Genomic DNA, 24,202 nt, shown 5'->3' on the forward strand with positions numbered 1-24,202 from the left:
TGTGATAGAATTGTACGCCGGTAAAGTATAATATTTATTATTTCTTTACAAACCCCTGTGCATCGGGCAGCCTTCCGGCTGCTAACCTCAGCAAAAGGCTATGGGAACACGAACAGCATATTATTTCTACCAGTTTTACGGCAAAGTATAATGTTGAGTTTTTAATTTACTATGAGTGGTTTGATGATATACGAACTGCTATTGAAAGAGAGAAAGAGTTAAAAAAGTGGCGGCGAAGTAAAAAGGAACAGCTGATACTGACAAAGAACCCAATGTTTACCTTTCTTAATGAGGAAATAGAAAAAGGTGTCTATAGTTTGCTGTATTTCTAAAGCAGGAGACCTCGACCGCAGGGAGAGATGACGAGTCCTTTTACCGGTTTGTGAAATACTGCACTGCAAACCTTGCATTACCTGGTATCATGTATCATTATTTCTTCACAAACTCCACCCTCCGGTTCTGCGCTTTGCCTTCACTGGTTGTATTAACGGCCAGGGGTTGTGTGGAACCTTTACCACCGGTGGTTATACGACCGGCATCAATACCAAACGTTTTGTTCAGGTATTGTTTTACGGCATCGGCGCGTTGTTCGGATAGTTTTTGATTGGCCGCTGCATTGCCGGTATTGTCGGTATGTCCAATGATATCAATTTTTACATCGGGATTTTCTTTTAATGCCAAAGCTATTTCTTTTATTACACCGTGTGATTCGGGTTTTATTTGTGCTGAGCCCGTGTTAAAGTAAATACCCGAGGTAGAGAAACGGCCTTCATTGATGAGTTTATGTCTTGTGTCCGGATTACCTGCGGCCAGCCTCAGGTTGCTGATGAAAAAGTTATGATCGTCCTTGGCATTGTAACGGCTGAACACAAGGCTATTGAACAGGGTACCGGGTGCAAATGCTTTGGGCAGGTCCCATATTTTTTCTTCGCCCAGGTATACCCGCAGGCGTTGGTTTTGCCGCCAGATGGCCACATGCGTTTTGTTATTAACCAGGTTAAAGGAACTGATATTACCGGCAGTATTACTTATAACTTTTTTACCTGCCTCCCATACTTCCACATTACTATGGCCTGCTTTAACCGCGCCTGCATTTTGCGGATGCAGCCACACAATAGCACCGGTATGACCGGCTCTTTTACTATCACCATATAATTTCCAGATGCTGAAATCGTTGGCCGATTTTGTTTTGGCAAAAGCAATACCCAATGATGCATCGTAATAACTATAGGTGGGGGATACATATACATCAAATTCCAATGTAAAATTTTCAGGTAATTGTTTAATGAATTCTGGTGTGAGTGCGCCTGAGCGGGTAAGGGCCAGCCATTTTCCTTCTTCGCCATCAATGGTCATAATTTCTGCGGAGGCATCGGTGTTCCACCTGGCAGGGAAATCGCCGGTGGCGTCCTGTGAAAAATCTTCAACAGCCATAATTTTATCACCCGCTACAAAATCAAACCTGGATTGAGCACTGAAGGTTTTACTTTGGTTTGTATTATTAACAACATCGGTTGCAGTGGGGGCATCCGTTACTTTTTTACCCTTTTGCGGGTCATTTTTTTTGTTTTTTCCTTCGGCAGTTTTTTCCACTTCATCCAGGCCTTTATCAATACCCTGGTCCACTTTGCGGTTGATCCTGTCGTTTACTTTTCTTTCTATCCGTTTATCCATATTACGTACCTGTGCTTGCAGCAATGAAAAGAAGGGACAGATACATAAAAAGCTGAACAGTATTTGCTTCATAACTGTAGGTTGTAATGAATAGTGTACACAAATTTATTGCGGTGAGAAGACCTGTTATTACGCATGAAGATGTATAAGTGTGTGGATTATGTAAAGCATGAGTAGTGTTATTGCAGGTGAAGGGCTGCCGGATTGGAGTGGATACCCCGCTGAAGGGTTGTGGGTGGCTGTGAGGCGGAGTAGTAACGAAAAGCCGGGACTGCAGCTGAAGAGTGTGGTACAGCCGAAAGCCCTAATTTATAAACAGTTAGCTGCACTGTATTGTAACAAGTAAGAGAAAACCTGTAATAAAACCGTTAAAATTAAATTAGTTGTTTAATTTTCAACGATTTGTAGTTGAAAACAATTAATTTGCACGAATTGCGTTTAAGCATAGGTATAGATGGACTGATATCCTATTTTATTAACTCGTTGGGGTAATTTTTGTTGCCCTCCCTCAACAACTAAACATGATTAAAAAAATTATCATTCCTTTAGTAGCAATTGTATCGCTGGCAAGTTGTAGTACGCTGCGCCCCCTGGATGCCAACAATAACAGAACAGTTGCTGAGAAAAAAGAAACAAAGCCCACCAAAGAAGTAAAATTTCTGAACGATATTAATGTGAGTTCGGGTACGGTTAGTACCACTGCAGTGCCTTCGCATACAAAAGCTAAAACAGTTCCCACCTCTAATGCGGGTACATCGGCCAAAGAAAGAATGAAGCTGACCGGCGCGTTTGACAAAACTGCCGCGGTGGAGTCAGTGTCAGATGTACAATTAAAGTATTCTATACTGCTGGATATGGAAGTGGAAAACCTGGTAGGCATGAACCTGCTGGACCATGTAGACGAATGGTATGGTACCCGTTACCGGTTGGGTGGCACGAGCAAAGCGGGTATAGATTGTTCGGCTTTTGTACAGGCGGTTTATTTATCTGCCTTTGGTTTAATGGTTCCCCGTACAGCCAGGGAGCAGCATGCTTATGCCCGTAAAATATCGACCACCGAACTAAAGGAAGGTGACCTCGTGTTTTTTAATACAGGCCGCGGTGTATCGCATGTTGGTATTTATTTACGCAATAATAAGTTTATTCATGCATCGGTATCGCAGGGTGTGGTGGTGAGTGATATGTATGAAAGTTACTACCTGAAACGTTATCTGGGCGCAGGCAGGATAGAAAAGCAGGAAGCTATGTTGAAGTAAATAATAAAATAAATAAAGTTATAAGTACGCATAATGATGAGCTGATCACATTATGCGTTTTTTATTTACAGGTGATATTTAATTTAAAATTGAATATTTAATATTGTACCAGTTTTTAATTTACTAAACCGGCAAAGTAAAAGGGTGAAATTAAGTTTAGCAAAGTTCGGGATAGATGGTTTTTTGATCGGCATTATCAGTATGGTATTGCTGGGTTATTTTTTTCCGGGGCCGGGTATTGCCACCAGTCCTGTATCACTGGAAGAAATAGCCGGGTATGGTGTTTCCATTATTTTTCTTTTTTATGGTATCAAGATCAGCCCGAAACAAATGAAAGCCGGTTTGGTAAACTGGAAGATGCATTTACTGATACAGGTTACCACTTTTTTATTTTTCCCTTTACTGGTAATTGCGGTTAAACCCTTGTTTGTATCGGAACAGGCATCATTAATATGGCTGGGTACATTTTTCCTGGCGGCATTACCTTCCACTGTTTCCTCTTCGGTTGTGATGGTATCTATTGCCAAAGGCAATATACCCGCTGCTATTTTTAATGCTACTATTTCCAGTTTACTGGGTATTGTGTTTACGCCTTTATGGACCGGCCTGTTCATAGCATCGGATGTTGGTGGTTTTGATGTAAGCAGCGTGGTGATCAAATCGGCGTTACAGGTATTATTGCCGGCTATTATTGGTATGTTATTGCATCACCGTTTTGGGGCCTTTGCACAAAAGAACAGTAAACGCCTGAAGTTGTTTGACCAGAGTATCATATTGCTGATCATTTATACCTCCTTCAGTCATTCATTTGCCGAGCACCTGTTTGATGGTTTTGCCATGAGTACTTTGCTGTTATTAATGGGGGGTATGTTATTGCTTTTCCTGGCAGTGCTGGGCATAACTTATACCATCAGCAAATTATTGGGTTTTAATATGGAGGATAGTATAACGGTAATGTTATGCGGCTCGAAAAAATCGCTGGTACATGGAACGGTAATGTCGAAAATATTATTTCCCAACAGTACCATTATGGGCATTATTATTATGCCGCTGATGTTGTACCATGCACTGCAACTAATTGCTTCCGGTATTATTGCACAAAGACTGGCTAACCGTAAAATGTCCGGACCCGAAAACGTTGTTCAGGCAGGGACGTAAAGGCAGCACACTATTGCTCCTGTGCTTTTTCTTTCACTACTACCAGGTCGCTGGTATCAAACTGCATAGGGAGTAAACCGATCTTTACCACGGCTTTTTTGCCACGCAGCTCGAGTACAGTACCTACCTGGTGATTACGTTTTACTTTTACCTGGCTGCCGGGTTGTATATCGCCACCTATTTCGTCAAACTTATTGTCCAGCTTTTTCTGCATTTTGCTGGCTGTTTTTTTCTCGTCACGTTTAAACAGCAGGCCTTCCATTTCCTTGATCACCTTTTTCTTGTCCTCCGTTTTACGCCACTCCAACACCATTTGTTTGAGTTTGCGTTCCATATCTTTCAGGTAGGCAATACGCTCTTCGGAAATGCGGTTCTGCTCTTTTAACAGTTCTACCTGCTGGCGGTGTTTCTCTTTATGCAACACCTGTTCCATCTCTTTTTTCAGCTTTTCATTTTCTTTTACCAGCTTGTGTAAAGCGCCTTCCTTTTTTTCCAGGTCGCGCAGGTCCTGTTCCGTGCGGTTCAGTAATTTATCCAGCCTGAACTGGTCATCATCTACCAGCTCTTTAGCACGGTTGATGAGTTTTTTATCCAGGCCAATGCGTTCGGCAATGGCAAAAGTGTAGGAGCTGCCGGGTTTACCGATGAGCAGTTTATATTGTGGCTGCAGGTTCTTTTCGTCAAAAGCCATGGCACCGTTAATGATGCCGGCTGTTTTACCTGCCATTACTTTTAAATTAAGGTAGTGCGTGGTTACAATACCAAAGGAGTGTTTGCGGGCCAGCTCCTGCATAATTACTTCGGCAAAAGCGCCGCCCAGGTTGGGATCACTACCGCCCCCTAATTCATCAATAAAAAATAAGGTTTTACCATTGGCATGTTCCATAAAATGTTTCATATGGATCAGGTGGCTGCTATAGGTACTCAGCTCAAATTCCAGGCTTTGTGTATCGCCGATATGGATCATCAGTTGCTTAAAAATACCAAACTGCGAAGAGGGGTGTACCGGCACCAGTAAACCACTTTGCACCATCATCTGCAATAAGCCGATGGTTTTCATGCTCACCGTTTTACCACCGGCATTGGGTCCGCTGATCACCAGGATACGTTGCGAATCGTCAAGGGTAATGGTAAGTGGTATGGTTGGTTTTTTATTCCGCTGGTTATAGATATACAGCAACGGGTGATAGGCATTTACCAGGTGTACATGGGCTTTATCTATCACTACGGGGAACTCGCCGTTATAATCAGCTGCTAGTTTTGCTTTGGCCCTTATGAAATCGTATTCGCCTAATATGCTGTGGTATTGTTTCAGCAGATCGGCATAAGCGGATAGTCTTGCTGTTAACTGGCGCAGGATGCGGTACACTTCCTTACGTTCATCATTCTCCAGTTCATGTACCAGGTTATTCAGTTCAATGGTTTCTTCCGGCTCGATAAAAGCTGTTTTACGGCTGTCACTCTCGCCATGCAAAATTCCTTTTACGGTACGTTTCTGTTCGGCAAAAACCGCGATAACGCGGCGACCGCCCATAAAACTTTCTTCAATTTCGGCCAGGTAGCCCTGCTTGCTCAGTTTGGAAACAATGCGGTCAAATACTTTACGCAACTCATTCCGTTTGCGGTAAAGACTCATGCGTATCTGTTGCAGGTCCTCCGACGCATTATCTTTTACCTGCCCGCTTTCATCCAGCACTTCATCAATAAAAGCAATGATATTTTTTTCGTAGTAACTATTCTCAATCACCCTGGCCAGTGAGCCATAATAGGTTTTTCTTTCGGCATCAAACCAGCGGAATATCTTCTCCAGGTTTTCGGCCAGTTTGCGGATATCCATTAGTTCTTCCCCGTTCAATACTGCGCCGGGGATGGACAACAGCTTTAACTGCCGGCCCAGGTTTAAGGTATGATCATTGGGAAAGTAAATACCATTTACCACCAGCTGGCGGTATTCATGGCTTTGCCTTAATTCAACATCAATAAAATCTTTGCGGGTATGTATGCGTAATTGTTGTGCACGTGTTTTGGCCTGCTCGGTCTGGCAATAATTTACCAGCAGGTCCTTAATTTTATCAAACTCCAGCTGTACGACAGCCGATTCGGGGTAAGTTTTCATCCTCTTTTCTGTTCACTTATTTTTTCAATGGGCAAAGGTAACTACACATTTTTAATAAAATGGCATTTTTGATCTCCCGGGAACAAGCCAGGAAGGCCCCTGCCATAAAAAAAGCCGGTATTAAACCGGCTTTTTATTCAACACTACTAACAGGCGATTATGGTTGTAACCATATTTTTTTGGACGGCAAATCAGTTGAGCCTGTTTCGGCTTTCCAGTTCTCATTATTGTAACTGAACTCATTATCAGGATAAACAAACCTGTTGTAAATAGCATAGTTATTGGTATAATACGCTGTATTGGAAGAAGACATTGGGGTTTTTCCACCGGTTCTTCTTAACAGTGTCCAGGCATCCCATGGTTGTTTATAGGTACTTACCCAGTATTGTGCGTAGATCTGGCTGAGTGCCGTAGCGGGAGTAGCGCTATAGCTTACAACAGGGTTGGTCAACAATGTATTTAATTCGCCGGCGGTAACAGTAGCTGCTGCCGGTTTATTAACGGTCCATTCCGGCATATCAAATGCTATTTTGGTCCACATGTTTACCGATGCTTTAATGCCAGCTTCATATTCCAGTTTGGCAGTAGCGGCATTGGCCGTAACGCCCATACCCCGGTTATACACTTCGGCTTTTAATAAATGTACCTGCGAAGCGGTTAATATTAATTCCGGGATATTGGTCATATCCTTTTCAAAGTAAAAATTGAAATTGGAGATATTGTTGCCTGTTCCTTTATTACTCCAGCTGGCTGTACGGTTTTCCAGGTTATAAGGGGCACCGCCTTCTGAAGGAGTAGATGTTAAAGGATTTTGCGGGTAAGCTGCCCATTGATTGGCATTATTGGTTTCAAAAAAGATTTTGCAACGGGGATCAAAAATACCACTACCATCGGTATTGTTATTAGCTGACATGTAGCTCCACATGGTACTGCCTAAACGTAAATAACAGTTAGCGGAGAATGACCATTGGCGCCATTCAAATTTCAGGTTAGGAATTTTTGTAGGCCACAGTCCGATGTCTTCACCTTCTACCAATAAAGGTTTGGTTAAAGCTTCAGCGATCTGGGGACCGGCGAAGGTTGGGTTTTTATCATACATGGTAACTGCCGCCTGTAAACGAAGACTGTTGGCAAATTTTATCCAGAGTGGTATGTCATTTTTCAACAGCGTTTCATATGCACCTAAAGATACCTGGGTTGCTGCTGTAGACAGGTTGTCAACAGCCCATTTCAAATCAGCTATTACAGCAGGATATATATCAGCCTGCTTATCATAAGTAGCCTTGTATCTTGTAACATCCGATAAAGGTGCAAAACCTGCATTGGTATAGGGCATATTGCCATAGTAATTGGTCGTCTTCAACGTTTTATACGCCATCACGGTTTTTAACATGGCGAATATATTGTTGTAGGTTTCCTTATCGGCCAGTTTGTTGATCCTGTCTTCCAGTACCCGGTAGTTGCCTAAAGTGAGGTAATAGTTTTCCCAAACGGCATTTTTTGCATTATCGTAAGGATAAGCGCCGGATACTACAATACCCTGTTGTGTGATGGGGTATATCCAGGAATTTAAAACAGACTGTTCGCCTGCTGTCAGGGGCAGCGAGCTCACAATGGCATTGAACATCTCCGGTGTGGAAGCCGTGGATGCTTTATCTTTTGGTGTGTTGATCTCTTCAAATCCTTTTTTACAGCTGGTTTGAATAAGCACCGCAGCAAAAAGGGCAACGTATATTTTATTTGTTATGCGTCTCATTGTTCTTAGAATTTAAGGTTTACAATCTTACTTTCAGTGAAATACCCATATCTCTCATCATCGGGAACTGTGCCCACTGAATGCCCTGCGCATTACCGATACCGTTAATGGCTTCAGGATTTAATTTTTCAGGTAATGAAGTATAGATGTAGAATAAATTACGACCGATCAGTGAAAGGTCTAAACCCTGTACAAATTTTAATTTTTTAACCAGGTTGCTTGGGATAGAATAAGTTAAAGCTACTTCACGCATTTTAACCCATGTGTTTTCAAATACAGCATTGCTGCGTGGCATTTTTACATTTGACCAACCCTGGAACGCCCCTGCATATTTATACATATAATGAACCACGTCGGTATTTCTTGTACCATCTGCAAATACACCATCGATGATCACACCATGATTAGCTTTAGTTCCATCAGGATAAGTGTAAGGCAAACCGTTACCGTCTCTTTCTGATAAAGTGGAAGGAGAAAGGCCCATGCCCATAGCAGCTGCATAGTCAGCAGAATAAATATCACCGCCTAATTTGAAATCGGTCAACACGTACAGACTGAAATTTTTATATCTCAGGGTATTGCCCAGGCCACCGGTAAGTTTAGGTGTAGCATTACCAATTACAACAGGATCGGTAGTCGTAACATAACGGGTACCCACTACTTTAGTCGGATCATTTTTATCTAAGATCTTTTCAACTACTCTCTGCCCGTTTTTATAGGTATAATCATAGCCATAAATACTTCCGTAGTCCTGGCCAACCTCTACATACATCTGTACACCATTGCTGGCCCACAGGTCCTGTAACGGGTAACGGTCAATTCCTTCAGATAAGGATAATACTTTGTTTTTGTTATGTGCTGCATTTAAGGTAACGTCCCAGCGTAAATCGGGTTTCTGAACCGGGGTGGCTCTTACAATAAATTCCACACCTTTATTGGATAAAGCACCGCTGTTGAATGTAATGGATTGTGCACCGGACGAAAGGGCCAGTGAACCACTCATGATCTGGCTGGTGGCTTTTGTTTGATAGTAGGTGATCTCGGTATTGATACGGTTGTTAAGAAAACCTAACTCCAGGCCAACTTCATAAGAACGGTTTCTTTGCGGAACCAGCAGGTCAGCAGGCGGAAGTATTTTTTCCACGCGTCTTACCGGTACGCCACCAAAGGCAGTGGGGGAGTTGATTTCATCCGTATTCAGGTAATTACTGATTACATAGGAACTATAGGTATAGTTTGTTTGATAAGGTAAAGCTCCGTTGGCACTTTGCGCTGCTGATACTTTTAATTTACCATAGCTTAACCAGTTAATATCCTGCATGCCTTTAATCGCTTCTGTAAATACAAAGCTTAAACTACCCGATGGGAAGAAATAAGAAGCAGTTTTAACCGGTAAGGTCGATGACCAGTCATTCCTGCCACTTACCTGCAGGAACAGGTAGTTTTTATAAGAAAGGTCAAGTACACCAAATAAACTGTTCAGGTCATAATCGCCCCACAGTTCCTTGGCTGCAGGTATAGTTCCTGTGGTGTTGGCCAGGAAGTATTTATTCGGTAAGGTAAATGGTGTGGTCTCACCATTATTCCAGGCACTTAAATTATGCATCCTGGTGCGTAAAGCAGCGTTACCGATCAATAAACTGGCGTTTACATCTTTTATAATATTTTCCTTGTGTAAGGTGGTGAATAACTCGAAGTTAAAGTTTTGATTTTTTGTATTCTCTAAACCATACTGACCACGAACACCACCTGCATCAATGGGTGTGTATTTACTTTCAATGTCAGTAGTAGCATAGTTCATAGAAGCCCTGCCGGTTACATTTAACCAGGGAGTAAAATCGGCAGACAGTTTTAAAGAACCTAATAACTGGTTGCGTGTCAACTCTTGATTATGTTCGTATAAATTCCAGAACAGGTCTTTAAAGGAGTTATTATTGTATGGATAAAAACGAAACGGGGTTGTCTGGTCAAATATATTCTTACTGCCATCGGCGTTTTTGTACATATCAAACTCTAAAGGTTTATAATCCCTGGACATACCATGGATCATAAATTTGGCCCAGGAGTTCTCAGAACCAATATCAGGTGTGTTCTTACGGTTGTAATTGGTATAGCTGGCCGTTACTTCTGCTTTCAGCTTTTTAGATATATTCAGGTTAGCGCCTAAGTTAGCGGTGTTCTGGTTATAATGACTGTTTGGTAATACAGCCGTGTTATCCAACCGGGTTAAACCAACACGAATGGTACCAAAATCACCACCGCCACTGAATGATAAATTGTGTGTAGTGGTATTACCGGTCCTGAAAAAAGTTTTCCTGTTGTCCGGTTGCGGATCCCATTTTCTTTTAACACCATCCCACCATACTATTTCAGTGCCATCCAATTTATGTCCCCATGAAGCGGCAGGTCCATACCAGCTGAATATATCCCAGGTAGAATAACCACCGGGAATAGTACCTGCTGCCTGGTAAGCATCACCAACCGGCTGACCATCCCAGGGATAGTTACCCGGGTAACGTAACTCGCCGCCTACTGTAGGAAATTGTGGTGTGGCCGACCACATGGCATTTGCTCCACCGTAACCATATTCATTCTGTACCTCCTGAAACCTTGCCGCTTTACTGAATAAGGTGGAGAAATTATAATCAATACCGATACCTGGTTTTTTAATACCTTTTTTGGAGGTAATTAATAATACACCATTTGAACCTCTTGCTCCGTATAATGCAGCGGCAGTGGCTCCTTTTAATACGGTGATATCCTGGATATCATCGGTGTTTAAAAAGTTTAAGAAAGAACCCCAGTCCTTCGGGTTCTCAATACTGGTACCCGCAGTAGAAGTTGAACCACCCACAGGATCATTTTGAACCTGAATACCATCAATTACTATCAGTGGCTGGTTACTGCCTAGTATACTGTTGTTACCACGGATCACTATTCTCTGCGATCCGCCCTGTATACCATTGGGCATTGAAATATTTAAACCGGCCGACTTACCCATTAAGCCTGAGGCCAGGTCCGGCGCACTGGCTTTAGTAATGTCAGCGCTATTGATCTTTTGAGCGGAATAACCAATGGATCTAGCTTCACGTTTAATACCGAGTCCCGTTACCACTACTTCTGATAGATCAGAAGCTGCCGTTTCCAGGCTGATGTCGATGTTTGACTGAGCGCCTACTTTTATTTCTTTGGTGCCAAAACCCACTGCAGACACAATGATAGTGGCATCTGCCCTGTTAATGGAGATGGTGAATTGACCATCTTCATTTGTAATAACATTTTGTGTGGTTCCCTTCACACTAACCGTGGCGGCCGGCACCGGTTTACCATCGTTGTCTTTTACAACGCCGGTAATTACTCTGCTGTTTTGGGCCATCAGTAAGAGTTGGCTAAACAGCATGGAAACGAATAAGAGTAACAATCGTCTTGTTTTCATTTGCAGTTGTTTTAAAATTAAAAATTTGAGTATTTTTTATTTGTGGCTTTTAGTCTTCTTGATATGGCGTCTTGATGGTTTTTCCGGTCCTGTATGGATATGGCTTCCCTTCAGTTTGTTTTCCATTACCAATGCAGCGGAACCAATAAGTTCTGCATCGTAACCAAGGGTGGATATGCCCAGTGTAGTATTGGCTGCCAGGCGTGGAATACAATGTTCATTTAATGCCTGCTGCACCGGGGCCTGCCATACTTTGCCGGCCAGTGCACCGCGGCCGCTGAGTATAACCGTTTCAGGATTCAAAAGGTGTATAAGGATAGCAACGGCACGACCAAATTCATAACCCGTATTGGATAATATTTCAATGGCTAATTTGTCGCCTTTTACTGCAGCGGCTACAATTTCCTGCCAGTCGTTTTCTTCGTGCCCTGTTGGAAAATGTTTGTTTAAGAGGGAGGCCCTGCCTGTTTTTAATGCCTCGGCCATTTTCTCGATAATGGCTTTTAAGGAAGTTTCTGTTTCCAGGCACCCGCTTTTACCACAACTACATAGTTTGTTGTTGTTGAAGAAGGGTATATGGCTAAACTCACCCGCAAAACCATTGGTACCTCTGAACAGTGAGCCATTCAGTATCATACCCAGGCCCACGCCCCAGCCAATATTTACCACCATCACGTTCTTGTGGAGTTTTGCACTGCCAAAACGGTATTCAGCCAGCGCAATCAAACTGGAGTCATTATCTATATAAATGGGCATCTTTAACCGGTCCTGTAAAAACTGCGTAATTGAAACAGCGTTGCCTGTGTTCAGAAAAGAGTAGTTAATTCCTTTTTCCGGATCAATAAAGCCGGGCATACCAATACCTGCACCAACTATTTTCCTGCGGTCAATGCCCGATTGGGTAATGGTTTGTTCCATATACACTGCCAGTTGCGATAAGGCGTTGGTATTATTATTTAAAGGAAGTTCATATTTGGCTACGGGGATAACAAACTCGTTACGGCCATTCATAATGGTAATACGGGTCACCAACTGGTCCATGGCTACAGACATAATATAGATCATGTCCGCATTCAGGCTGTAGGTAACCGGCCGTCTTCCCCCGCTGGATGGCGCATAGCCCGATTCAGACACATAACCTTCATCCATTAACTGGCTCAGTAAGCTCATGGTTAAAGGAAGACTTTTCCCAATGCTGTCACTGATATCCGCGCAGGATTGTTTACCCGAAAAATAAAAGGTACTTAAGATCAGGTTTTTATAGTTCTCCTTCTTTCCCATAGCAGTTTTTTGCGTGTAATACAATCGTTTCTACCTTAAAAATACATTTCTTTTTAAAAAAACAGCAAAACTTTTTAAAAAAATTATAAAAGTATTTGCAACTTTTGCAAAAAATAGGTTTAGTTGGCTTCTAAAACTTTGATTTATACCTCACTAGAACTATTTTTTTACTTATCTGTTATTTCTTAGTAAGATTGCCGTACAGGTAAAATACTATGATCAAGCATATGAATACTTTACTTATTATTGCCATGGGATTAATGTCCTGTTTACAAAAACCGGCACAAAAAACAAATATGACAGATACGATCAATAACCCGGTAACATCCACCGGGAATCAGGCTTTAACGGATACGGCTACCCTTGCTAATGGCTGCTTCTGGTGTACCGAGGCCATTTTTGAACAGTTGGAAGGTGTGATCAGCGCTACCTCCGGTTATACGGACGGACATGTGCAGAACCCCACTTATAAAGAAGTGTGCACCGGAGAAACCGGTCATGCCGAGTGTTTACAGGTTGTGTATGACCCTAAAAAAATTACATTTGACGAGTTACTGGAAGTGTTCTGGAAAACCCATGACCCTACTACCTTAAACCGCCAGGGTGCGGATGTGGGCACACAGTACCGCAGCGGTATTTATTATCACAATGCGGAACAAAAAGAGAAAGCGGAAAAGTATAAAGCGGAGCTGGATAAAAGCGGTGCATTTGATAACCCCATTGTAACGGAAATAAAACCTTTCAGCGTGTTTTATCCGGCCGAAGATTATCACCAGGCCTACTTTGAAAATAATGAGAACCAGAATCCTTATTGCAAAATGGTAGTAAGGCCCAAGGTGGATAAGTTTAAGAAAGTATTTAAGGATAAGTTGAAAAAAGATAACTAACATACACAAAACAGGCAGCATCTTCACTGCCTGTTTTTTATTTGTTAACCAGCTGCAGTGCTGATGGCAGCTTTTGTTGCGACGCTCCGTTTATCGTTCCGTCCAATATGCAGCACTACCCAATATTAATGACTTTATAGTCCGGGCAGGGGATTCTTCTTACGGAAGTTTTACATGTCTTAATTCCAGCAGGTTTAAACCGTTTGGTGAAAAGCCTTTTATACCGGGTTGTACCAGCCATACTACCTTATCATACCACAAAGGCACGACCGGTGCATCCTCTACAATCAGCTGATCGGCTTTTCGGTACAGGTCGTAACGTATGCTGTCATTGGTTTCTGCAATGGCTTTCTCAAAATAAGCGTCAAAGTTTTTATTTTTATACCGCGTGTAGTTAGGAGGCGCAGGGTTTTTGGAATAAAAAACTGATAAATAGTTTTCTGCATCCGGGTAATCGGCTATCCAGCTGCCACGGAAGAAGGCGGCCTGCGAATTGGAGGTAAGTTCCAGTAATAATGCCTTTTGTACTACTTCCACCTGTATATTGATACCGATCTCACTCAGCTGTTTGGCTATAAAGTTGGCCATATCAGCATAAATAGGAATGGTCAGTAGTTTTATCTGCGGCAACCCGGTACCGTTGGGATACCCCGCTTCAGTTAATAATTGGGTTGCTTTTTTTACGTTATAGGAATAACCTTTTACTACACTGTCGTTAAAAGAGGGTAATCCGGCAGGAACAAAACCCGATTGGGCGGGAGTGCCTAAAGAGTTACGTAAATACAATACCATCTTTTCGCGGTCAAAGCCATAATTAATGGCCTGTCTTATTTTTTTTAATTTGGTAGGTAACTGTTTTACCAGTGTATTATTGGTGTCAACCAGTATACCCAGGTATTCAATATTCAGGTAAGGACTGGTCTTCAATTCTATTTTCCCTTCCCACTCTTTACGCAGGGTTCCTTTCTTGGTCAGTACTTCATCTTTAAAAGAGGATTCAATATCATTGATAAAGCTCAGCTGCTGCTGGCGGAATAATAAAAACTCGGTGGCCTTGCTTTCGTAAAAGCTGATCTTGATGCCGTCTAAATAGGGCAGGCGAGTGCCGCTGCTGTCCTTTTCAAAATACCGGTCATTCTTTGCCAGTACCAGGGCCTGGCCTTCTTCCCATGCCACAAAACGGAAAGGGCCTGTACCTACCGGGTGACGCCGGAAACTGGTGCCATATTTTTCCACCGCTTCTTTAGGTACAATGGAACAATATTGCATGGATAATATGCCCAGGATAGGGTGGTAGGGGCGCAGCAGTTTTAGGCGGAACGTGGTATCATTAATAGCGGTAAATGGTTGTAATGTATCAATCTTGCCATTAAATATCCAGGCGCCGGGACTGGCCGTTCTGGTATCTATTAGCCGGTTAAAACTATAAACTATATCCGCGGCAGTGAGTTGACGGCCCTTGTTACCGGCAAAAGCGGCATCGTCATGAAAATAAACATCCGGGCGTATAAAAAAGGTATAACTTTTACCATCCTCACTTATTTCCCATCGCGTTGCCAGGGAAGGTACCAGGTTCAGCCGGCTGTCTATTTCAACCAGGGTATTAAATAACTGGTGGGCAGGCCAGATGGTGGACTGGTTCTTGGCAAATGCAGGGTCCAGAGAGGCGATGCCTGCCTGCTCATTATAATAAAATATATGCCGGTATTTGCCCTCACGCCCTCCGCAGCTATATAATATAGCCAGTCCGGATATTACGGCTATACAGATTACCAGGCGTTCATGTATTTTAAAGTGTGGTATAAACATGAAAGCTTAAATTTACGACGCAAAAACTTACGATAAGTATATTTTATACCCGGAAAGTAAAAAGCCTGCTGCTTTTGTGTATAATTGCGGCCGGTTTCATAAACTTAAAACAAGGCATGAGCACCATACGTAAACAAAGTATTTTATCGTCCATAGTCATCTATATTGGTTTTGCTATCGGCTTGTTAAATACGTATATTTTTGGAAGGGAAGAGTACTTTACTACGGAGCAATATGGTTTATATAGCCTGTTTAATGCCCTGGCCGTGCTGTTTTCTTCTCTGGCCACTTTTGCCATGCCGGCATTTATCTACAAATTCTTTCATTACTATAAAGATCATTTACCACATCGTAAAAACGATATGATCAGCTGGGCGTTGCTGATAAGTACTGCTGGTTTTTTACTGGTGTTAACGGCGGGCCTTGTTTTTGAGAATCTCATCGTTCGTAAATATTCTGAAAACTCCGCTTTATTTGTTCAATACTATTATTGGCTTTTTCCTTTGTCTTTCGGATTAACCATTTATACCGTACTGGAAGCTTTTGCACTGGGCTTACGAAAGCCTGTGTTGATGAGTTTCTTTAAGGAAGTGGAATGGCGTTTGTTTACTACTGTATTGTTAGTCTTGTTTATGCTGGGAGTAGTGAAGGATTTTGATCTGTTCATTAAAATTTATGCATTCAGTTATCCGGCAATTGCCTTGTCCATTTTGATTTACCTGGTAGTGACCAAACAAATTGTTTTTACGTTCTCCATCAGTAAGGTGACCCGGCGCTTTTTTAAAAAAATAGCCATCTTCAGTTTTTTTGTTTATTCCAGTACCATAGTATTCAGTGTGGCTGCGGTATTTGATACGCTGGTAGTTGCTTCTGTTTTAGATGATGGCCTGGCAAAAGCCGGCATCCTGGGTTTAGCTACTATACTAACCAGCGTTATACAGGCCCCGCAAAGAGGGGTGATCAACGCATCTATCTCTTCTCTTTCCCGCGCATGGAAGGGCAAGGATCTCCGCTCCCTGCAACATATTTACGAACGATCATCTATTAACCTGCTTATTTTTTCAGTAGTGATTTTTGTATTACTGGCATTAAATTATACTGAAGCAATTGATACGTTAAAATTAAAGCCGGAGTTCAAGATGGGGTTTTACGCATTTGTGTTTATGGGACTTACGCGAATTGTGGATATGGGTTCAGGAGTGAATGCACAGATAATTGCTACCTCTATTTACTGGCGCTTTGAGCTGATCACCGGTTTTATTTTAATGGCCTGTATGTTACCCCTCAATTATTTTTTAACCATACAATTCGACATCACCGGCCCGGGCATTGCTAATCTTATATCCTTTACTATTTATAACGGGGTTCGCATTTGGTTTCTATGGCATAAATTTAAATTACAGCCATTTAGTAAAAACTCATTGTATGCGTTGTTGGTGGGGGCAATAGTGTATGCCATTTGTCATTTTGCCTTTTCGGGTATACACGGATTTCCAGGCCTTATTTTACGTAGCACTGTAGCTTTGGTTTTATTTGTTATTTGTATCTGGCGGTTTAATTTATCGCCCGATGTACGCCCCGTGTTACAAACCTTGCTCAACAGGCTGCAACAAATGCGAAAATAAGATCAGGACAGGGCTTTAGTTTTTCTGCGTTTGTAATAGTACCATAGAATGGCAGTACCGGAAATAAAAAATAAACCCAGTACCCACCAATACCGTTTCCACCAGTTTTGTTGCTTTAATTCAATAGGAGAGGTATCTCCCATAATTACCAGGCCTGCCCAGTATTGGGGTGCCAGCATACGCCCTTCTGCAGTTGAGAGGTAGGTTAATTTAGCCTGCCGTAATGCTTCGTCCTTTGTCATGCCTTCTGCCAGCTTATCATAAAATAACTGCGTGATCATGGTCGATGCCTGTTCGTCAATTTTCCACAGGCCGGTCAGTATACTTTCACTGCCTGCATAATTAAAAGCATGTGCCATGGAGATCATGCCTTCACCAGGGAAAAAGCCCGGCTTACCCGTTTCACAGGCCGTTAAAACGGCCAGGTCGGCACGCAGATCATAATTATAAATATCAAACAGGTATAAGGAATTATCACTGGTAGGATTTTCAAGATCTTTTGCAAAAATTAACCGGGAATACTCCGGGTATTGGTTATTTGCTTCAGCGTGTGTACCGATATGAATGATGGCATGGTTACCGGCATGTTGTTTAAAACTGGATTGTGTTGACGAGGCGCCGGCGTACAAGTGACCAGGAAACAATTGGGTAGCTTTTTGTGCTAAACTAACGGAAAAGGGGAGAGGTAATAAAGAGAGATAGGCATTATCAATATTCAGTGAATCCTTTTTCAGTGCCGAGCGGTATTGTTTTTTTATATCATCATTAAAACCCGGGGTAAAAGCTGCAAAACCCGGTGATTTTTTTTGTGGATTATATTTTGTTTGCTGTAATAAAGCCGGCAGGCTATAATGATAGGAGATCGCATAGCGGGCAAGCAGGGACAGGGAGGCGAAATCAGCATTGGTCTTACATCTTGTAGGCGTTAACATATCAAAACTCAGGTAATACAATATACCATCGGGTATAATGATCACCCTTTTAGTATTGATATACTTTTCCAGCGGTTGCCACAGACTTTTATACAGCGCATGGGCAATGGTATAGGTTTCTCCGGCCGTAACAGTGGGACTGGATAGCTGTTTTATATAATGCGCTACATTCGTTACATCTAAAGGAACCCAGTTTTGTTTTCCATTGCTCACTACCAGGCAGTACAGTTTTTCCTGAATGAATAAAAAACGGGTAATACTAAAATCCTTCAAAGTCGGGATAGCTAAAGAATCTATCGAAAAATCAGGGTTAGCGGCATACCTTAACTGGTAATAGGCCGGGTACCGGGTACGTAATTCTTCCTGGAAAGCTGACCATTTTCGGGAAGCGGATAAATAGGCATTCACATTGTTGTCATGTGACCGGCTGTTTTGTAAGGATTGATATAATTCATTACGCAGCAAGGTCTCCTGCTGTATAATACTTTCCGGGATATTGGCAAACCGTAAGTTGTTATGTTGTTTATTTAACCGTGACCTGATCCTGGTATAAATTGCAGACTCGTGTATATTCATAATAATATCCAGCCGGGTCTTACTATTGGTACGGTTATACAATTCCAGTTCCAGGTATTTCACAAAATCCAGTACATCCATATAACCGGAAATGAGGTTAGATATGTCTTTCTCTTCGGAAAGTACCGATTTCCTTTTCTCAATAATGGCCACAGAGGTTTTTAACTCCTCCAGTAAGGCATTGATCTTTTCCGGGGTTTTGGCAGGTAATAATGCATACTCCGATTTTACTTTTAACAAAATGGCCCTGGGCTTATCTATCTCTATTCTTATCGAATCTAAAAGCAACTCACTACCCGAAGCAACTTTGTCAATCAGGGCAATACATTGTTTACTCAGTGCCAGTGATTGTTTATAATCTTTGATCGTAAAATTTATTTGCGCCAGGGTTATCAGCTGAGCCACACCCAGTAAAGAGTTTTCTCCTTTAGTTTCCTTTACATAGGATAAGCCATTACCCGCAAGCCTTAATGCATAGGCATGTTGCCCCGTCTGCGCATAAATAGTAGCGGCATTGCCCAAAAAATACAGGTACTCGGTACTGTAATCTTCCTGTATCATTTTTTTATAAATACCATCAGCCTTTTGTAAATAACTCAGCGCCGTAGTTGTTTGTAAGGTTTCATAATAACAATAACCTAAATACGCATAGGCTTCCGCCTCCCAGATACTATTGTTATCGGTGGCGTTGGCATATATTATAGCCAGCCCTCTGGTTAAAGTATTGATTGCTTTTAAATAATCTTTTTGTCGGTAGTAGAGCGCTCCGAGATAGATAAGCGATTTATATACTTCCGAATTATTTTCGCTAAAAGCATTTACTTTTTGCTGGTAAGCGTATTGCAATAAATGTTGTCCTTTGGATATATCCCCTATGTCCAGGTAGCTTTTGGCTAAATTATCCATCGAGTGGAATTGTTCTATTAAGGCATCTTCCTTTTTGGCATTGGCTTCGGGGGTATTGATAAATTTTTTATAATTCAATATCGCTGCTTCCAATGCGGTAATAGAGGCGGAGGTTTGGCCTTGTTCCGCATATACATTTGCCATATTATTTTGTATCATGCCCATCCGGTAATATTTATTCAGGGTACCATCAGGGGATTCCTGTAAAACCTTTTCGGCTTTCTTAAAATAATACAAACAGCTATCCAGCTTGGACCCATACCACATGGCAATGCCCATGGAGTTATTCACTATAAAATGATCTTCCGGTTCCATATTTCCTGCCTGTTGCAGGTTATGAATAGCTTGCCGGTAAAAAGTGGTGGCCAGTGCATATTTGCCTAAACGCATAGCATAGGTACCGGTGTTCAGGTAAAGCCGGAATAGTTTATGCGAAACCTGTGAAGTGTTTTGTTTAAAATAAATATCAGCTTCCTGCAACAACTCATAGGCCATTAAATGATCATCCTGCTTGCTGATAAAATTAGCTGCGCCGAAATAACAGATCGATACTACTTCTTGGTAAGGGTGTTTTGTTTTAACGGTTTGTATATATTGTTTTACTTCGGCAATGGCCTTTGTTTTTCCCCTTAATGCCAGGGCTGTTTTTCCAATATACTCTACATAGTCTGACAGTGTATCGGGTGGCTGATGGTTTAATAATATTGGGATGCGCTGTTTTAGTAAAACATCGGCCTGTGTATATTTTTTAGCCATAAGCAAACTATCCATATCTGCAATCAGCCCCGGTACCTGCTGGGCATAGCTTAGGGTAAACAGGCAACCGGACAGGAAGCTTGCCAGTAAAAATCGACAAAAGATCATATTAATGAATTTGCTGAAGAAGCTCGTCTTTTTCCGGTCTTTCCGATTTTGCAACCTGCTTTTTACCTTCTTCCACACGACCTGTTTTAATTAAAGCCAGGCCCAGGTACCAGCAGGCATCACTTACAAACTCACTTCCGGGTTTAAGGGTAATATTTTCAAAATAGGGTATGGCTGTTGCTGTTTTATTCAAAGCCAGGTAAGCACTGCCAATAAAATAATTAAGTGTATCACTATCGGGATTATCCTTTAGCAGTAATTGCCAGCTATCTATTGCTTTGGTATAATTTTTTGTTTTATACTCCACCATCGCTTTTTCAAAAGCATAATCATCTGTTTGCGACATGGTGGTACTTAAACCCGGATCAGCTTTATAATACGTACTGAACAGGCGTTCATTTTTTGACGGTTGTTGTAAATAAAGCATTGTGGCTATACATACGGCTATAAACACAGCGGCAATAGCCAGCCATTTTTTTACATTCGTTTTGCGGTGCGCTTCAATGGCAATAACAGGCTGCTGTTGTAAACGGGCATGAAAGATTTCCATATCTTCCCTTAAACCGGCTTCTTCCACCGTTAATATACTCAGCCTTACCTGCTCCACTTTTGCTGCCAGTACACTATCCTTTTCCAATTGTAAACGGAAAGCCTGTTCTGCTTCAGCAGTAAGCGAGCCATTTAAAAAAGCTTCAATTTGTTCCCACTCTTCAAGGGTAATATGGATAGGCTGGTTATTCATTTGGTATTTTCATTAATCCTTTTAATTGTTGTAAACACCTGTACTTATTATTCCGGGCTGTTGCTTCTGTCCATCCGAGTGACGCTGCAATATTTCTCAACGATTCTTTTTTATAATAAAACCGTAGCAAAACATCTTTACAGGTACTGCCCAGTTTGGTAAAATGCGTTTTCATCTGTTGTAATTGTTCTTCCTGTTCTGCTGTTGCCTCCGGTACAGGCTCTTTTACCAATGGCATACTCTCTGTATGTAAAGTGTTCTTCTTATAAGCCGAGCGTAAATAATCGATCCATTTGTTTTTTGCTATCTGGTAAATATAACCGGACAGGGCCGTGGCATTTGCAGGAGTAAACCTGTCTGATTTAATATTTTGCCAAACGGCTATAAAAGCTTCCTGGAAAATGTCTTTCGCTTTTTCAGTATCACCATTGTTTTGGATAATATACAATTCTACCTTACTGTAATTGTCGGCATAAAAGCTTTCAAGTATCACCGGGTCATTTTTCTTAAAAGCGGCTACCAGTTCATTTTGTGTACTATGGTGGTTAGGAGTTGCTGCAGGCATGGTGATTTAAAGATACCAAAAGATACTTCTTTTTTATAAAACTGCCTGTTCTCTCCCAACAATAACGAACCTCCATTTATACCAAACCGGTGTCACTTTTATATACATCGGTAAGCAGGATAATATGTCATCAAAAACAGGCAAAATAAAAAAGGGGCTCAATTGAGCCCCTCTGGTATAAATAGCATTTTTATTAATAATCATTGCTATAGCCACCACGGTCACGATAACCGCCGCCGCCGTTGCCGCCTTTTTTAAAGCCGCCACCGCCGCCGCTGCCGCCTTTGTAGCCGCCACCGCCGCCACCAAAGCTTCTTTTCTTAAATCCTCCGCCACCGCTTCCTTCGGGTTTAGGACGACTTTCGTTTACAACAATGTTACGGCCGTCAACTTCTGTACCGTTTAAGGCAGAGATAGCTGCTTGTGCTTCATCGTCGTTAGTCATTTCAACAAAGCCAAAGCCTTTGCTGCGGTTGGTGAATTTGTCCAACACAATTTTTGCTGAAGATACTTCGCCATGAGAAGCGAATAAATCTTGAAGGTCCTGGTCTTTCAGGTTCCAACTAAGGTTTCCTACGTAAATGTTCATTTTGTGAAATTTTAAAAAAATAAAAGTGCTAACAGTTACCAGTTACCGATGAACATTTAACGATTTTAACACTAACGTTCAGGACTTGTTCGACTGTACAGATCACCAAATCAATACAAAATAAACGTTTTTTTTTTGACATTGCCCCAAAAAACTTTTTTATCTGTAAAATTTTATTTAATACATACCGGCTTTGGTGAGCAAAAATGTAGCTGATTCCGGGTTTCCGGAAAAAACAAAAGCCTCCCGGAGGGGAGGCTTTATATATTTTAGTTTTATACCAATTACGGTGTAAAACGGGTAGATGTGGGGATAATTATTCCGCAACTACTTCAAAATCAATCTCTGTAGAGTGGCCACCACCAAAATCGATAGAAGCTTTGTGTGTGCCTAACTCTTTTACTTCTTCCGTAATAGTGATCTTGCGACGGTCAATTTCGTAGCCTTTTTGCTCACGGATAGCGCGGCTGATCTGTAAAGAAGTAATACTACCGAAAATTTTACCGGAAGTACCGGTTTTAGCGCCCAGGTTAAGCGGTGATTCCTGTAATTTGGCAATTACACTCTTAATTTCAGCTAACATTTTAGCTTCTTTTTTAGCTACCTGCTTAAGCCTTTCTTCTAACTGTTTTTTGTTAGAAGGACTGCTTTCAACCGCTAATTTACGGGGTAATAAAAAGTTACGGGCATAACCGCTTTTTACGTTTACCACCTCGTTTTTACCACCTAAATTATCAACGTCTTGTATTAAAATGATTTCCATTTTTTTCTTTTTGTTCACCAGCCCAGTTGTAATAATAATTTGTCAACTGTCTTTCCCGGTACAACCGGGAAGTTAGGGTGAGGTTATTTTAAAAGATCTGTTACATAAGGCAATAATGCCATTTGACGGGCTTTTTTCACCGCGTCAGAAACTTTGCGCTGGTATTTCAGGCTGTTTCCGCTTAAACGGCGGGGTAATAATTTACCTTGCTCGTTCAGGAATTTTTTCAAAAACTCAATGTCTTTGTAGTCAATATAACGAATACCGTATTTTTTAAAACGACAGAACTTCTTAACATGTTTGTCAGTTTTAATAGCGGTAAGATATTTAATTTCATTTTTTGCCATGACTTAAGCCCCCACTGGTTTTTCTGTTCCTGTTTTAACACCACTGTTCTTTTTAGCATTATACTCGACGGCGTATTTATCAAGTTTAGTGCAAAGGTGACGTAATACACTCTCGTCACGCAATAATTGAATTTTCAACTTCTCGTTAAAGTCAGAAGCTGCAGTGTACTCTAATACCCAATACAAACCAGTTGTTTTTTTCTGGATAGGGTAGGCTAAAGATTTCAGTCCCCAGGCGTTTTCATGAACGATTGAACCACCCGCTTCAGTTACCAATCCGGCAAACTTTTTTTGTGCGGCTTTAAAATCGTCATCGCTAAGAACAGGGGTAAAAATCACCATTAATTCGTAATTGTTCATTACCTGTTTTTTTTGATTAAAAATTCGATTTACCCATTGGACAATTTCATGTGTTACCACGAAAAAGAATCTGCGAACACAGATTTGGGGCGGCAAAGATAGGAGTTTTATATGAGAAACCGGGTAGATTTTGGCTTGTCTCCGGGAGGGGAACAGCAAATATACTGATAACCTGGCACAGCTATTATTTAATTAATTAACTATCAGGTTATTATGAATATGATTCGAATGACTTTGCCAGCCCCGGTACAGGCTTTCAGATCAAATTTACTACATAATTTAAAGAGAAGATCACCCGGAAGTCTTTAATGATACAGGTAAAGCCCGATAAATCCAGTTCTGTTTATAATAAAAGTGCCTTCGAAACCGAAGGCACTTTTACAATAATATGGATCATCTATCATTAAAAATCAAACCCGATACCAAAATACCATTTCGGCTTGGTATGGAAAAAGCCGTTCATTTCCCAGGCTGCATCCACCCGCAGGAAATAACCTAACAAGGTAGTACGGGCGCCAAAGCCATAACCACCGGCAAAGGGGCCAAGCACAACATATAAA

At 41.6% G+C, this 24,202-nt stretch carries 19 protein-coding genes; 5 read left to right on the forward strand and 14 right to left on the reverse strand.

All coding sequences use genetic code 11. From position 1 onward, the window contains the following. The first annotated feature begins 32 nt into the window (after positions 1-32). Positions 33-332 (forward strand): GIY-YIG nuclease family protein, encoded by a 300-nt coding sequence (locus ACFS6H_RS06945; RefSeq protein WP_386097233.1) that lies wholly within the window; start codon positions 33-35, stop codon positions 330-332. 97 nt (positions 333-429) lie between these two features. Here the strand turns inward: ACFS6H_RS06945 and ACFS6H_RS06950 are convergent, their stop codons facing one another. Then, a complete protein-coding gene (locus ACFS6H_RS06950; protein WP_386096617.1) occupies positions 430-1,746 on the reverse strand; it encodes an OmpA family protein in 1,317 nt (438 codons plus the stop codon). Between the two features lie 449 nt (positions 1,747-2,195). Between ACFS6H_RS06950 and ACFS6H_RS06955 the strand changes: the two genes are divergently transcribed. Both ACFS6H_RS06955 and ACFS6H_RS06960 read left to right on the forward strand, forming a co-directional pair. Further along, positions 2,196-2,930: a C40 family peptidase gene (locus ACFS6H_RS06955; protein ID WP_386096619.1), complete on the forward strand. Its 735-nt coding sequence runs from the start codon at positions 2,196-2,198 to the stop codon at positions 2,928-2,930. Positions 2,931-3,074: 144 nt separating this feature from the next. Further along, positions 3,075-4,088 (forward strand): bile acid:sodium symporter family protein, encoded by a 1,014-nt coding sequence (locus tag ACFS6H_RS06960; RefSeq protein WP_386096622.1) that lies wholly within the window; start codon positions 3,075-3,077, stop codon positions 4,086-4,088. 10 nt (positions 4,089-4,098) lie between these two features. On the opposite strand, the gene ACFS6H_RS06965 is transcribed toward ACFS6H_RS06960, so the two are convergent. From ACFS6H_RS06965 to ACFS6H_RS06980, 4 genes are all read right to left on the reverse strand, one after another. After that, positions 4,099-6,204, reverse strand: a complete 2,106-nt coding sequence (locus tag ACFS6H_RS06965; protein WP_386096624.1) for an endonuclease MutS2 — start codon at positions 6,202-6,204, stop codon at positions 4,099-4,101. Positions 6,205-6,361: 157 nt separating this feature from the next. Further along, positions 6,362-7,960: a SusD/RagB family nutrient-binding outer membrane lipoprotein gene (locus ACFS6H_RS06970; protein WP_386096626.1), complete on the reverse strand. Its 1,599-nt coding sequence runs from the start codon at positions 7,958-7,960 to the stop codon at positions 6,362-6,364. 19 nt (positions 7,961-7,979) lie between these two features. After that, the gene (locus ACFS6H_RS06975; protein WP_386096628.1) at positions 7,980-11,396 is read right to left on the reverse strand and encodes a SusC/RagA family TonB-linked outer membrane protein; all 3,417 of its coding nucleotides are present in this window, start codon (positions 11,394-11,396) and stop codon (positions 7,980-7,982) included. Between the two features lie 36 nt (positions 11,397-11,432). After that, positions 11,433-12,677, reverse strand: coding sequence for an ROK family protein (locus ACFS6H_RS06980; RefSeq protein WP_386096630.1), 1,245 nt, complete (start codon positions 12,675-12,677; stop codon positions 11,433-11,435). Positions 12,678-12,904: 227 nt separating this feature from the next. Here ACFS6H_RS06980 and msrA point away from each other — a divergent pair, with 227 nt between their 5' ends. Then, complete coding sequence (gene msrA / locus ACFS6H_RS06985) at positions 12,905-13,564, forward strand: peptide-methionine (S)-S-oxide reductase MsrA (RefSeq protein ID WP_386096632.1); 660 nt, start codon at positions 12,905-12,907, stop codon at positions 13,562-13,564. Positions 13,565-13,723: 159 nt separating this feature from the next. Here msrA and ACFS6H_RS06990 read toward each other — a convergent pair whose 3' ends face one another. Beyond that, positions 13,724-15,373, reverse strand: a complete 1,650-nt coding sequence (locus tag ACFS6H_RS06990; RefSeq protein WP_386096634.1) for an ABC transporter substrate-binding protein — start codon at positions 15,371-15,373, stop codon at positions 13,724-13,726. A 116-nt stretch (positions 15,374-15,489) separates the two neighbouring features. Between ACFS6H_RS06990 and ACFS6H_RS06995 the strand changes: the two genes are divergently transcribed. Continuing rightward, positions 15,490-16,998, forward strand: a complete 1,509-nt coding sequence (locus tag ACFS6H_RS06995; RefSeq protein ID WP_386096636.1) for a lipopolysaccharide biosynthesis protein — start codon at positions 15,490-15,492, stop codon at positions 16,996-16,998. A 2-nt stretch (positions 16,999-17,000) separates the two neighbouring features. On the opposite strand, the gene ACFS6H_RS07000 is transcribed toward ACFS6H_RS06995, so the two are convergent. From ACFS6H_RS07000 to ACFS6H_RS07035, 8 genes are all read right to left on the reverse strand, one after another. After that, positions 17,001-20,276, reverse strand: a complete 3,276-nt coding sequence (locus tag ACFS6H_RS07000; RefSeq protein ID WP_386096638.1) for a CHAT domain-containing protein — start codon at positions 20,274-20,276, stop codon at positions 17,001-17,003. A 1-nt stretch (position 20,277) separates the two neighbouring features. Beyond that, a complete protein-coding gene (locus ACFS6H_RS07005; protein WP_386096640.1) occupies positions 20,278-21,018 on the reverse strand; it encodes a tetratricopeptide repeat protein in 741 nt (246 codons plus the stop codon). Then, entirely contained in the window at positions 21,011-21,583 is a 573-nt protein-coding gene (locus tag ACFS6H_RS07010; RefSeq protein ID WP_386096642.1) for an RNA polymerase sigma factor, read from the reverse strand. Before ACFS6H_RS07010 ends, ACFS6H_RS07005 begins: the two co-directional genes overlap by 8 nt. A 193-nt stretch (positions 21,584-21,776) precedes the next feature. Then, positions 21,777-22,172 carry an RNA recognition motif domain-containing protein gene (locus tag ACFS6H_RS07015; protein WP_386096644.1) on the reverse strand — a complete coding sequence of 132 codons (396 nt, stop codon included), beginning with the start codon at positions 22,170-22,172 and terminating at the stop codon, positions 21,777-21,779. Positions 22,173-22,488: 316 nt separating this feature from the next. Beyond that, positions 22,489-22,935 (reverse strand): 50S ribosomal protein L9, encoded by a 447-nt coding sequence (gene rplI, locus ACFS6H_RS07020; protein ID WP_386096646.1) that lies wholly within the window; start codon positions 22,933-22,935, stop codon positions 22,489-22,491. An 83-nt stretch (positions 22,936-23,018) separates the two neighbouring features. Continuing rightward, positions 23,019-23,282: a 30S ribosomal protein S18 gene (gene rpsR, locus ACFS6H_RS07025; protein ID WP_386096648.1), complete on the reverse strand. Its 264-nt coding sequence runs from the start codon at positions 23,280-23,282 to the stop codon at positions 23,019-23,021. A gap of 3 nt (positions 23,283-23,285) precedes the next feature. After that, the gene (gene rpsF, locus ACFS6H_RS07030; RefSeq protein WP_386096650.1) at positions 23,286-23,642 is read right to left on the reverse strand and encodes a 30S ribosomal protein S6; all 357 of its coding nucleotides are present in this window, start codon (positions 23,640-23,642) and stop codon (positions 23,286-23,288) included. Positions 23,643-24,045: 403 nt separating this feature from the next. Continuing rightward, positions 24,046-24,192, reverse strand: coding sequence for a hypothetical protein (locus tag ACFS6H_RS07035; RefSeq protein ID WP_386096652.1), 147 nt, complete (start codon positions 24,190-24,192; stop codon positions 24,046-24,048). Positions 24,193-24,202 lie beyond the last annotated feature (10 nt).

This window comes from Terrimonas rubra (assembly GCF_042686025.1).
GTDB lineage: Bacteria > Bacteroidota > Bacteroidia > Chitinophagales > Chitinophagaceae > Terrimonas > Terrimonas rubra.